The sequence below is a fragment of the Chitinophaga pinensis DSM 2588 genome, from assembly GCF_000024005.1.
In the GTDB taxonomy this organism is placed as follows: Bacteria; Bacteroidota; Bacteroidia; order Chitinophagales; family Chitinophagaceae; genus Chitinophaga; species Chitinophaga pinensis.
Genome location: NC_013132.1, coordinates 3,765,842 through 3,778,311 on the forward strand (window position 1 = coordinate 3,765,842; position 12,470 = coordinate 3,778,311).

Genomic DNA, 12,470 nt, shown 5'->3' on the forward strand with positions numbered 1-12,470 from the left:
CGGGGTTTAAGTCCCCGGGCAATTGGAAGTTAGTTACTCCCAGATCTTTTATTGTTGCTGGTAATTGTGTAAGCCGTGCTTACGCCTGCTATTTTATTTATTAAACAATCCGTAATGAATGGAACATACTATCGTAAAAGTTGAAAACTTATCTCACCGGTACGCGTCACAGTGGGCGGTAAGAGATATAAATTTTGAGATCAGCAGCCAGGGAGTAGTCGGACTATTAGGGTCTAACGGAGCTGGTAAATCTACCACAATGAATATCATTTGTGGGGTGCTGAAGCAGTCTAAAGGGGAAGTATTTATCAATGGCGTCAACCTGAAAGAAAATCCTGTAGCTGCTAAACGCAATATTGGCTTTATGCCGCAGAAACTGCCCCTGTATCTCGACTTTACGGTAGAGGAATACCTGACCTACTGTGCTGAACTGAGAATGGTAGAAAAAACACAGGTAAAGAAAGCGGTGGCCGATGCATTGGAAAGATGCGGCGTAGCGCATTTCAGAGAGCGTCTCTTACGTAACCTCTCCGGTGGTTATCAGCAACGTGTGGGTATCGCACAGGCGATCGTACACAACCCGAAGTTTGTCGTACTGGACGAACCTACCAATGGTCTCGACCCGAATCAGATAGTGGAAGTACGTAACCTGATCAAACAGATCGCATTGGACCGTGCAGTTCTGCTTTCTACGCACATTCTCACAGAGGTACAGGCTACCTGCAGAGAGATCAAAATGATCGAAGAAGGACAGATGGTATTCTCCGGTTCACTGGAAATGTTTGATAACTACATAGAACCCAATACACTTGTAGTCACGCTGGATACACCTCCTGTAAGTGATGCACTGATGAGCGTGGAAGGTATCAGATCCGTAGAGCAGATTGCTCCTTTCAGATACCGTCTGGGTTATGATGGTGAAAAGAAAACACCACAACGCTTTGCTGCTGCCAGTGTGAGCCAGGATTGGGGACTGATGGAACTGATCATTGAAAAGAGCTCACTTGATGAGGTATTTGCCAGACTGTCAAAGAAAAACAATAAGTAAAATCCGATAACAAGATATTAAATGAGACGTATTTTTAAGATCGCCAAGGCAGAATTGTTCACCTTGTTCTATTCGCCGATCGCCTGGATGATATTGATAGTTTTTACTTTCCAGACGGGAATGGCCTTTGCTGAGCACCTGCAGGAGGTTGTTCGCGCTAAAAACATTGGTTTGGGTAACTACTTTATTACGGCAGGCATTTTCTCCGGTCAGCTCGGTTTATTTTCAACCGTTCAGGGGTATCTATATCTGTATATGCCGTTGCTTACCATGGGGCTGATGAGCCGTGAACTGAGCAGTGGTTCTATTAAATTATTGTACTCTTCACCTGTAACCTCTGCACAGATCATTTATGGTAAATTCACGGCCATGATGCTTTACAGTCTGATACTGATCGGCATACTGATGATATATGTGGTGATAGGTATGTGCACCGTAGAAAACTTTGAACTGGCTCCCGTATTATCAGGCTTATTGTCATTATACCTGCTACTGTGTGCGTATGCGGCTATTGGCCTGTTTATGTCATGCCTTACTTCCTATCAGGTAGTGGCTGCATTAGGAACGCTGGTGCTGCTGGCAGCACTCAGTTATATGAAACAGGTAGGGCAGGATATTGATTTTGTTCGTGATATTACTTACTGGTTGTCTATTTCCGGTCGTTGTAATGAGATGATCATGGGATTGATCTGTAGCGAAGATGTACTGTACTTTGTGATAGTTATCGCTATGTTCCTCACGCTGAGCATCCAGAAATTACAGGCTAACCGTACTCATGCTTCTTTTGCAGTAGTATGGGGGAGATACGCAGTAGTGGTGGTTGGGGCGATGCTGGTGGGCTATGCTACTTCCCGTCCTATGCTCATGGCTTATTGGGATACGACAGAGACGAAACGTAATACACTGACGCCCAACAGTCAGGCTGTGATGGCTAAGCTCGATGGAGACCTCACTATCACCACTTATGTGAACATCCTCGACAGAGAATACTACAACGGTATTCCAAGCCAGGTAAATGAAGATAAGGAACGTCTAAAACAGTATATCCGTTTCAAACCGGAAACCAAACTGAAATACGTTTACTACTACGATAAACCAAGCAATAATCCACGACTGGATTTTGTTTATAAGAATAAAACGCTCGCTGAAATGGCTGCTAAGGAAGCAGAGATCCGTGATCTGGATATCAATATGTTCCTGACGCCTGAGCAGATCAAGAAACAGGTCAACCTGACGGATGAGGGCAATACCTTTGTTCGTTTAGTAGAAAGAGGTAACGGGCAGAAAGCATGGCTGAGGATCTATGAGGATATGATGAAATTCCCGGATGAAGGCGAGGTAACGGCTATGTTCAAGAGAATGGTGATGAAGCTGCCTAAAATCGGTTTCCTGCAGGGGCATGGAGAAAGAGGAATCGAAGGAGACAGGATCAAAGACTATACACTCTTCTCTTCTGTAAAGACCTTTCGTTATGCACTGACTAACCAGGGTTGTGATGTGGAAGCTCTTGACCTGACAGGTGATAAAGAGATTCCAAAGGGTATCGATATCATCGTTATCTCAGATATGAAAGAAGCATTGGATAGCGCTACTAAAAAGAAACTGGACGTATATATTGCTAATGGCGGTAACCTCGCTATTACCTTAAAGCCAGGCTCTCCTGTAATGGAAGCTTTCATTGAGCAGTTCGGTGTTAAAACTATTCCTGGTCAGCTGGTGCAGCCTAAACAGGATGTAGCGGCAAACGTTGTAATGGCAGTTGCTACACCAGCAGCAGAGAAAATTGCGCCGATATACAAGTTGATGCGTGCACAACGCAGATATGTAGGAATGGTGAAAAGCGCGGGTTTAGTATTTAGTCCTGAAAAAGGCTTTAACGCAGTTCCGGTATTGCAGACAGTAGATACCATGAAAACATGGAATGAGGTTAAAACGATTGACTTCGTCAATGATTCTGCTTCCGTAGATGTTGCTGCCGGAGAAAAAGTGGACAGCTTTGTAACTGCCTATGCTTTGTCAAGAAAAGTAGGCAACAAGGAACAGCGTATTATGATCCTGGGAGATGCCGATTGTATCAGCAACGGTGGTATGAATCCTCCAATCAGACGTTATGGCGCATCTAACTTCTCATTGATCCCGGGCATGTTCCATTGGTTATCTTATGGCACCGTACCGGTAGATGTAAGTCGTCCGCCTTCTACTGATAACGATATTTCCCTGACCAAAGAAGGTGTAAAAGGACTGAAATACTTTCTCATGTGGGTTATTCCGGGTATTTTGCTGATTGGTAGCACTATCTTATTGATCAGAAGAAAAAGAAAGTAAAAACATTTGCTGGTATGGGCTTAATGACGGATAAACAAACACTGAATGATCTGAATATCTTCGGTAAAAGCGGTACGAACGGTGGTATATATTCCATCTTTAACCGTACGCATACAAGAGGAGGATCAGAGCTGCTGGAAGAAATGTTCCGTAATCCATTGTCGGAAGTAGATGCAGTGAATGCACGTAGTACTACTATCCGTTTATTTGGAGCAAACGGGATCGCGTTTCCTTATGACGCTACCTGGTTTGACGGTGCAGAACAATATCTGCTGGATACGGATGAACGCAGCCGTTTGAGTGATCAACAGGACAATCTGAAGAGAAAATTAAACCAGCTCATAGCAGGAGACAATGCGTATAAGGCGATTGAGAAAGGTGTGGAAAGCCTGATCGCGATCTTGCAGACTACTATTCAGTTTGCCGATACAATACGCCGGCAGATGACAGGCACTCCTTACAGTAAAGAGTTGGCCGTTATAGAAGAACTTCTGAAGGAGAATGAACTACAGGCGATCCTGCAGGAACCAGCTAAACAAAAATTACCTTTTGCCAAGGTGGCGGAGTATGATAAAATACTCCGCTTCCGGCAACGGGATGTTATGAACAGGCTGTTACGGCTACTTTATCAGACAGACGTTTATATTTCTGTAGCACGTATCGCGGCAGAGAAGCAATTCTCTTTCCCGCTCGCTTTGCCGCGTGAACAGCAAACCGTTATCCTGGAGGATTTTTACCATCCTTCACTAACGACGCCTGTGGCGAACACCATCAACATTTCACCATCCAGTAATGTCATATTTCTGACGGGTGCGAACATGGCGGGTAAATCCACTTTCATGAAGGCGCTGGGTATCTGTATGTACCTGGGGCAGATGGGATTCCCGGTACCCGCTTCAAAAATGGAGTTTTCAGTGAGAGATGGCATCTTCACCACCATCAACCTGCCGGATAACCTGAGCATGGGCGCCAGCCACTTCTATGCGGAAGTACTGCGTATCAAAAACGTGGCGAGGGAGTTAAGCAGGGATAAATACCTGTTTGTCATCTTTGATGAACTGTTCCGCGGAACAAACGTAAAAGATGCACATGAAGCTACAATTGCCGTTACCAGTGCAATTGCCCGCAGAAAGAACTGCATGTTTGTAGTGTCTACACACATTATTGAAGCGGGTGATGTATTGAGGGAAAAGTGTGCAAATATTAATTTCGTATTTCTGCCGACGCTGATGGAAGGTAATAAACCTGTATACACGCACAAGCTGCAATCAGGTATTACGGCTGACAGACATGGTATGGTAATTATTAAAAACGAAGGTATCCTGGATATCCTGGCGAGAAAAAAAACAGTAAATAAGAACGCATGAGCTTTATTGCAGACAAACAAATGCTAGACGATTTGTCCTTGTTAGGTAAATTTAATCCTGGTTCTGTTTTCAGTCTTTTTAACCAGGTAAAAACCAGGGGCGCCGAGAAATTACTGGATGCCATGTTCCTGCATCCCTTATCGGATGTGGAAGCGATCAACAACAGAAGTGCTGTTTTCCGCTATTTCAATCAACATCCTGTCAGCTTCCCTTTTGATGAAAAGCAGCTGGAACGTATGGAATCCTATATGGATGAAGGCGGTGACGGGAGTTATATCATGGCATTATGGGAATTAAGCCGGAAGAAAGTAGCATCAGTACTGGTAAAAGATGATACCTATGACCTGACCTTAACAGGTATAGAAAGCAGCATCTCCGTATTAAAAGCCTGTGAAAAGCTACTCAAACAGCTGGAGCAGGAAGGACGCGATAACGATCAGCCATGGGTAAAATGGTCAGAGATCGTACGCACGATCACTACAGATGACCGGTTGAAAGATTTCTCTAAGCCTGCCAGGTCTTTAATGGATAATGTACGGCTGCATCATATGCTGACAGGCGTATTTCGTAGTCAGCTGAAAACGCTCCTTGAACTGATCTATGAAACAGACCTGTACCTGGCAGTAGCAGGCGTAGCGAAGGCAAAAGGCTTCTCCTATGCACAGGCATTACCGAAGGATCGGAATATACTGGAAGCTAAAGGACTGAGACATCCGGGGCTTGATAAGGGCGTCGCTAACTCATTGTCCTTTAATGCCGGTACGAATGTCCTGTTTCTTACCGGTGCAAACATGGCGGGTAAGTCAACATTGATGAAGTCGACAGGTATTCTCATTTATCTTGCGCATATGGGATTCCCGGTAGCAGCCACTGAAGTGAAATTTTCTATATTGGATGGTATTTATTCTTCCGTGAATGTGCCCGATGACCTGAATAAAGGATATAGTCACTTCTATGCGGAAGTACTGCGCGTGAAAAAGGTAGCAGAAGAAGTAGCTACAGATAAATCTTTGTTTGTCATCTTTGATGAGCTGTTCAAAGGTACAAACGTAAAAGATGCTTATGACGCTACCCTGGCGGTAACTGAAGCGTTCACTGATTTTACAAATTGTTTCTTTATCATTTCCACGCATATATTTGAAGTCGGACATGCATTGAATAATGGTGGATCACAGATCGCGTTTGAATTCCTTCCAACCATCATGAACAATAACGTGCCGCAGTATACATATCAGCTGCAGAAAGGTATTACTACTGACAGACAGGGCATGATCATTATTGAGAATGAAGGAATACTGGATATGTTATAGTCTAAATTGATAATCCCTGAGGGGGGATGTTACAACAAAAAAAACAAATTATGCACTATCGCCATTGGGCTGCAGCAGGGTTAATGCTGTTGCTGGTAAATGGAAAAGCAGCTTTTGCGCAACAGCAGGGCCAGCCTATGCCTCTTGATACCGCAGTTCGTACAGGTAAGTTGCCAAACGGATTTACCTATTATATCCGCAGAAATGCAGAGCCGGAAAAAAGAGCGTTCTTTTACCTGGTAAATAAAGTAGGTTCCATTTTAGAAGATGAAGACCAACTGGGTCTGGCACACTTCATGGAGCACATGAACTTCAACGGTACCACGCATTTTAAGAAGAATGACCTGATTGATTATCTACAGAAAGCAGGTGTAAGATTTGGTGCAGACCTGAATGCTTATACCTCTTTTGATGAAACCGTATACCAGTTGCCTATTCCTACTGACAATCCCGCTATGGTAGGTAAAGGACTGAATATCATGCGTGACTGGGCACAGGAAGCGATCCTGGATGCGGATGATGTAGATAAGGAAAGAGGCGTTATCCTGGAAGAGAAAAGATTACAGGAGGGCGTTGGTAACAGAATACAACAACAGACTATTCCGGTATTGTTCAATAATTCAAGATATGCTGTCAGACAACCTATTGGTACTGACACTGTTCTGAAGCACTTCCCGGTAGCCGCTATCCACCGTTTTTACAAGGACTGGTACAGACCCAATCTGCAGGCCCTGATAGTGGTAGGCGACATTAATGTGGATGCTGTTGAAAAACAGATCAGGAAACAGTTTGCTGATCTGAAGAATCCGGCTAATGAGCGTCCACGTCCGGAATATAAAATCGAGCTGACAGGCAAAAATCAGTTCAGAACGATTACGGATCCCGAACTGACAGCAACAGAACTTGAGTTGCTGGTAAAACATCCGGGTTCCAAACTGATCACCACTGCCGATTACAGGAATGCCATGAAAACATCCCTGTTTAATCAGATGCTGAGTCATAGAATCGGAGAGTTAAGCCAGCAGGAAAATCCTCCATATCTGGGTGTTAAAGCGGGTGTTGGTGGTTTCTCCGGTGGTCTGGAGCAATTCACTTTCTCCATTACAGCCAAACCTGGTAAACTGCAGGAAGCTTTCACAGATACCTGGCAGTTGATAGAACAGGTAAAACGTGATGGTTTTACCCAGGCTGAATTAGACAGGGTGAAGCTGGCCTATGCGACAAGCATGGATGCCGCTAAACAGGAAAAAAGCAAAACGCCTTCCAGCAGTTATGTATCGGAATATCAGCGTTTGTTCCTGGATGGTGCTGCTGCACCTGGTTTCGACTGGGAATATGATTTCGTGAAAGCGACATTGCCCGGTATCACCTTAGCGGATATCAAAGAGGTAGGTACGCATTTCATTACGACTACCAACAGGGACATCTTCCTGGTAGCGCCTGAAAAGGAACAAGGTAATCTGCCTGATTCCGCTACTATCGAAGGATGGTTTAATAAAATGGCCGTTGCCGCTATTAAGCCTTATAACGATTCTACCGCTACCAGTGTGTTGCTGAAAACCATTCCTGCAGGTGGTAAAGTCGTGTCTCAGTCTGCTGTTGCCGCATTGGATATCAAACAGCTGACGCTGAGCAATGGTATCAAGGTGTGGCTGAAGTCGACCAACTATGCCAATGACCAGATTCAGTTCATGTCTTTTGCACCGGGAGGTATCAATAAATATTCCAATGAAGAATTTCCGACAGCCGCCAATACGATCGGTATTATCGGTGGTAGCGGTTTGGGCGAATATTCTCCTGTTCAGTTATCAAAAATGCTGAACGGAAAATCAGCAGCTGTAGGTGCATATATCGGTGGTCGTAGCCAGGGTATCAACGGTGGTTGCAGAACAGAAGATCTTGAAACGGCATTACAGCTGATTTACATGCGCTACACAGCGCCACGTAAAGACCCTGTTTTATTCAGCAACGCGATTGCCCGTTCTAAAGAAGCGGTTAGAAACAGGTATGATGATCCTAACAATGTGTTCAGAGATACCGTTAGTGCTGTACTGAGTGGTTATAGCTATCGTACAAGTCCGGTTACACTGGAAAGACTGGATAGTATCAGCCTTGATAAAGCGTTGGCTATCTATAAAGACAGGTTTGCAGATGCTTCTCAGGCGAATTTCGTGTTTGTCGGTAACTTCAATGCAGATAGCATTCAGCCCCTGTTGGAGCGTTATCTCGGTGCATTGCCTGCATTAAACCTGAAAGAGAAAGGTGTCATCCTTCACGGAGAGGTACCGAAAGGCAAACTGGTAAAAGTAGTAGAAAAAGGGAAAGGTAATAAAGCTACGGTGTTGCTGGTATACAACGGCGAATGTGCATACAGTGCTGAAGAAAACCTGCAACTGCAGGCGCTGACAGAAGTATTGCAATACAGATTGCTGACCAGCCTGAGAGAGAAAGCAGGAGAGGTGTATACGCCATCTGCCCAGGGTAGCATGATGAAAGAGCCTGATCAGCGATTTGCTATCAACGTTTCTTTTGGTTGCGCACCAGAGCATGTAGACCACCTGGTAGGCCTGGTAGCACAGGATATCGCCGATCTGCAAAGCAAAGGCGCTACCAGCGATGAATTGAAGAAGTTTAAAGCCGGATACAGAACGCAGATTGAACTGCAGGTAAAAAGCAATGAATTCTGGTTGCAATACATTGCAGGCAGACTGGAAAGAGAGGAAGAACTGAAAGCATTACCTGATGTGGAAAAGAGACTCAAGCAGATTACGGGTAATTCTGTTAAGTCGGCTGCCACTAAGTACCTGAACGGTGAGAATGTAATCCAGTTTGTAGCATTGCCGGAGAAGGCAGAGGCGAAATAGTTAAGGTTGTGTGAATGTATATTCCAGGATGCCGTTTGTATTGTTGGGCGGCATCCTGGCTTTTTGAAAGAGGAATTGATAGGTTTTTAAAGAGAATGATAATAATATGTTGAAGTGTTGAGACTATGTTGATCATTTTTAGGTAAACGAGTGATGATCTGAAATATTATAGCAATCTGTTTTGGCTTTTTAATGCCTGGGAACACTTGAAGCGCACGAATGTGCGCTTTTTTTATGGATATCATCTCCCTGTCTGTCAAACGCTGCCGTTTTCATTTTGGTTCGATTTATGTAGTTAGTGGACGTTCGATTTTGTTAACCCAAGCTATACGTCGTATGAAATACATACCGCTCAAACTAGTAAGAAATATATCAGGACTTTTACTGCTGACTACAACAATGGCTTACGGCCAGACAGATTCATTATTGGTGCATAGCAGATCAACTGCGTATTATGCTGAGGGAAAGAGCTACCTCAAAGAGAAGGATTATAATGCCGCCATTCAGAGTTTTACAGCGGCGATCGCCATTCATCCCACTGACTCCGCATATGCAAACCTTGGATTTGCCTATATCCGGAAGGAGAATGATAAAAATGCATTTGTTGCCCTGAATAAGGCGCTTGATCTCAATGGAAACTATGCCTGGGCTTATTGTCTCCGGGGATATCTTTATACGAAAATTAACGTCCCGGAATTATCTTTTAATGACTTCTCAAGGGCCATTGCACTAAATGCAAAAGGAGGGGATTTGTCCGGCGCTCAGAATGCGGTATCAGATAAATCGGTGATCCGGGATTATACGAAGAAAATAGGAAAGGATCCTAAGGATGATAGTGCTTATTTACAACGGGCGCGCGCCTATGAGAGCCGGGAGAAAAATAAACAGGCGGTAAAGGATTATAAGAAAGCAATCGCACTCGATCCGGATAATACAGAAGCCTATTACGGTCTGCAAAATCTTTATCTGCAGGGGAAAGGACCTAAACAAAGTTCAGCTCCTGCTGATGATATCTCGGATACGACGGAACAGTATATAGAAGAACAACCGTTCACAGAATTCTATGCTACCCAGGGTACAACTTATTCAACGCTTGAAGAAAAGTATGCATTGACGATTCGTGATTATACAAAAGTGATTACGCTGTTTCCCGGGAACAGCGCTGCTTTTCGGGATCGCGGCTACCTGTATGCAAAACTTAATAAGACAGACTCCGCTATTGCTGACTTTACAAGCGCAATCACACTCGATCCGCAGTCATCGCTTGCATTGGGTTACCGGGGTGCATTGTATATAGAAACAAAGCAACTGGAATCAGCAATCGCTGATTTGTCAGCCGCGATTAAAATCGACCCGGATGCTTTGCAGCACTATTATAATCGTGGGCTGGCCTACTACCAGTGGGGCGCATATGAACCGGCTATAGCAGATTTTACTACCTTAATCACCAAAGGTCCGCCTAATGCAGTTGCCTATCGCTACCGGGGGAATCTTTATACATACGTCAATAAGCCTGCATTAGCCATTGCTGATATCAGCAAGGCGATCGATCTGGCGCCAAAAGAAGCAGAAAGTTATGCGGTTCGCGGACTGGCCTATGCTTTACAAGCAGATTATAAACAGGCCGTCCAGGATTTTAGCACTTCCATCAAACTGGATCCTGGCAGTAAGACGATATATGTTAATCGCGCATTGGCGTATAAGTACCTGAACAATTATAAGGCGGCTATTAAAGATTATACCCAGGCGATTGAGCTGGACCCGAATGATGTGGACGTATATAAGGAACGGGGCAAGGTGTATGAGCAGATGGGAAAAAAAGACCTGGCAGCCGCTGATTTTAAGAAGGCAGGAGCGGTGGAATGATAGGCAGGTCAATAATTCATTTCTGCATTTGCCCGCCAGCTATTATCATTGCATATGGATCAAATAATGGCCTTGCAAAGGTGTTTACAGGACATCGGTACATTTTCTCCTGCCGAACTGGAACTCATTGCATCAAAATGCAGCCACCGGTATATCGCTAAGAATGATTATATCCTGCAACAGGGAGCCATCTGCAATGCCATCAGCTTCCTGCTGACTGGGTCTTGTTATGAGTCCTATACTGAAGATACAGATGAAAATATCATTGAGCTCTATTGCGCCTATGATTGCGTCGTCAGTCCGTCCAGCTTCTTTTTGCAGCAAGCGGCTGAACATCCTATAAAAGCCTTTGCAGATTGTGAAGTGTTGACATTAAGCATCCATACCCTACATCAGCTGATCGGTATTTCTCCGGTATTTTTTCAGTTGGGTAAGATCTTACAACCGGGTTGGTTTCGTGTAGGTTTTTATGACCAGCGAATGTCTCCGAAAGAGAAATATAATCACCTGATGACACACAAACCAACTATCATCCGGACTTTTCCATTGAAATTCATTGCTTCCTATCTGAAGATCACCCCCGAGACGCTTAGCCGTATCCGGGCTGCGCAGTAACATTTCTTGATGCTAATCAAGTTGTAATCTGAGAGAAGAATGCCATATTTGCCGGAGTATTTTATCAAATAGCTTCACTTATGATGACCGCCGTTCACCCAAAATTGCCCATGAGGGATAAAAGGGCTACAATAGATTTTTATATCAATAAACTAGGATTTGAGCGCTTTGGTGGAGATTATGATGGTTACCTGATGGTACAGAAAGACCAGATCCAACTGCATTTTTTCGAATACAAAGAGCTCGATCCTGCATCCAATTACGGGCAGATCTATATCAGGACAAATGATATCGCCGGTTTATACCAATCTATGCTGGACAAAGGTTTGCCTATCCATCCTAATGGACATCTCCAGGTAAAACCATGGGGACAAAAGGAGTTTGCCATGCTGGATCCGGATAATAATTTACTGACCTTCGGACAGTAAGAAAAGAATCACTATTGACTATAAGAAAGATTGTCTGAACGCCAGTGGAGAGTAACTGGTTTTTGTCTTAAAGAGCCGGCTGAAAGACTGTGGATGTTCAAAGCCCAGTTGATAGGCGATTTCTGCGACAGACAAATCTGAAGTAGATAATATTTCTTTTGCTTTTTCAACCAGTTTACCGTGAATCAGCTGTTGTACATTCTGTCCTGTTAATGTACGCAGCATATCGCCTAAATAACCCGGCGACAGGTTCTGTTGTGGAGATAAAGGCTGCCTGTTCCCTGATCTGTATGAGCGCCAATGCTGCTGAGATGTACAATGCGCTTGACGCCGGATTGTCCGACTGCTGTTTTGTAGTTATTGCCGATTTGTTCAAATGCGGCAACAAAGTCAATGTCTTTGTCGAAAATGCTGCCTATACCTTCCCATGCTTCCATCAGGTATACAATATCAGCACCTTTGAAGGTTTCTGTAAGAAAGTCAACATCGAAAAATGTGCCTGTTGCGGCCTGCGCACCTGCTGCCTCAATCGCTGATTGGCGTTCCGCTTTGCTGCTGATAACAGTGACCTGATGTCCCTGACGGATTAATCTGTCGGTCAGTGGTTTACCAATATTGCCCAGAGAGCCTGTGATAACAATCTTCAT

At 44.3% G+C, this 12,470-nt stretch carries 9 protein-coding genes and 1 pseudogene; 8 read left to right on the forward strand and 2 right to left on the reverse strand.

What is annotated here, in order from left to right:
* The first annotated feature begins 118 nt into the window (after window positions 1-118).
* The 8 genes from CPIN_RS15210 to CPIN_RS15245 all read left to right on the forward strand — a co-directional run bounded on the left by CPIN_RS15210 (window position 119) and on the right by CPIN_RS15245 (window position 11,823).
* Window positions 119-1,048 carry an ABC transporter ATP-binding protein gene (locus tag CPIN_RS15210; protein ID WP_012790700.1) on the forward strand — a complete coding sequence of 310 codons (930 nt, stop codon included), beginning with the start codon at window positions 119-121 and terminating at the stop codon, window positions 1,046-1,048.
* A 21-nt stretch (window positions 1,049-1,069) separates the two neighbouring features.
* Window positions 1,070-3,373 carry a Gldg family protein gene (locus CPIN_RS15215; protein ID WP_012790701.1) on the forward strand — a complete coding sequence of 768 codons (2,304 nt, stop codon included), beginning with the start codon at window positions 1,070-1,072 and terminating at the stop codon, window positions 3,371-3,373.
* A gap of 14 nt (window positions 3,374-3,387) precedes the next feature.
* On the forward strand, window positions 3,388-4,740 hold the full coding sequence (locus tag CPIN_RS15220; protein ID WP_012790702.1) for a MutS-related protein: 1,353 nt from the start codon (window positions 3,388-3,390) through the stop codon (window positions 4,738-4,740).
* Window positions 4,737-6,050, forward strand: a complete 1,314-nt coding sequence (locus tag CPIN_RS15225) for a MutS-related protein (RefSeq protein WP_012790703.1) — start codon at window positions 4,737-4,739, stop codon at window positions 6,048-6,050. Before CPIN_RS15220 ends, CPIN_RS15225 begins: the two co-directional genes overlap by 4 nt.
* 50 nt (window positions 6,051-6,100) lie before the next feature.
* Window positions 6,101-8,914, forward strand: coding sequence for a M16 family metallopeptidase (locus tag CPIN_RS15230; RefSeq protein WP_012790704.1), 2,814 nt, complete (start codon window positions 6,101-6,103; stop codon window positions 8,912-8,914).
* Between the two features lie 336 nt (window positions 8,915-9,250).
* Window positions 9,251-10,780: a tetratricopeptide repeat protein gene (locus tag CPIN_RS15235; RefSeq protein WP_044218793.1), complete on the forward strand. Its 1,530-nt coding sequence runs from the start codon at window positions 9,251-9,253 to the stop codon at window positions 10,778-10,780.
* 54 nt (window positions 10,781-10,834) lie between these two features.
* Window positions 10,835-11,395, forward strand: a complete 561-nt coding sequence (locus CPIN_RS15240; RefSeq protein ID WP_012790706.1) for a Crp/Fnr family transcriptional regulator — start codon at window positions 10,835-10,837, stop codon at window positions 11,393-11,395.
* A gap of 80 nt (window positions 11,396-11,475) precedes the next feature.
* Window positions 11,476-11,823, forward strand: coding sequence for a bleomycin resistance protein (locus tag CPIN_RS15245; RefSeq protein WP_044218798.1), 348 nt, complete (start codon window positions 11,476-11,478; stop codon window positions 11,821-11,823).
* An 18-nt stretch (window positions 11,824-11,841) separates the two neighbouring features.
* Here the strand turns inward: CPIN_RS15245 and CPIN_RS15250 are convergent.
* Both CPIN_RS15250 and CPIN_RS15255 read right to left on the reverse strand, forming a co-directional pair.
* Window positions 11,842-12,078 (reverse strand): annotated as a pseudogene (locus CPIN_RS15250) (helix-turn-helix domain-containing protein); the annotation flags it as partial.
* On the reverse strand, window positions 12,054-12,470 hold the full coding sequence (locus CPIN_RS15255; RefSeq protein WP_052306809.1) for an SDR family oxidoreductase: 417 nt from the start codon (window positions 12,468-12,470) through the stop codon (window positions 12,054-12,056). The gene CPIN_RS15255 and the pseudogene CPIN_RS15250, both read right to left, overlap by 25 nt.

What these genes read in the sequence shown, in the direction of transcription:
- CPIN_RS15240 (WP_012790706.1), top strand. Translation starts at nt 10,835, where the DNA reads ATGGATCAAATAATGGCCTTGCAAAGGTGTTTACAGGACATCGGTACA.
- CPIN_RS15215 (WP_012790701.1), top strand. Translation starts at nt 1,070, where the DNA reads ATGAGACGTATTTTTAAGATCGCCAAGGCAGAATTGTTCACCTTGTTC.
- CPIN_RS15245 (WP_044218798.1), top strand. Translation starts at nt 11,476, where the DNA reads ATGATGACCGCCGTTCACCCAAAATTGCCCATGAGGGATAAAAGGGCT.
- CPIN_RS15220 (WP_012790702.1), top strand. Translation starts at nt 3,388, where the DNA reads ATGGGCTTAATGACGGATAAACAAACACTGAATGATCTGAATATCTTC.
- CPIN_RS15225 (WP_012790703.1), top strand. Translation starts at nt 4,737, where the DNA reads ATGAGCTTTATTGCAGACAAACAAATGCTAGACGATTTGTCCTTGTTA.
- CPIN_RS15230 (WP_012790704.1), top strand. Translation starts at nt 6,101, where the DNA reads ATGCACTATCGCCATTGGGCTGCAGCAGGGTTAATGCTGTTGCTGGTA.
- CPIN_RS15210 (WP_012790700.1), top strand. Translation starts at nt 119, where the DNA reads ATGGAACATACTATCGTAAAAGTTGAAAACTTATCTCACCGGTACGCG.
- CPIN_RS15255 (WP_052306809.1), bottom strand. Translation starts at nt 12,470, where the DNA reads ATGAAGATTGTTATCACAGGCTCTCTGGGCAATATTGGTAAACCACTG.
- CPIN_RS15235 (WP_044218793.1), top strand. Translation starts at nt 9,251, where the DNA reads ATGAAATACATACCGCTCAAACTAGTAAGAAATATATCAGGACTTTTA.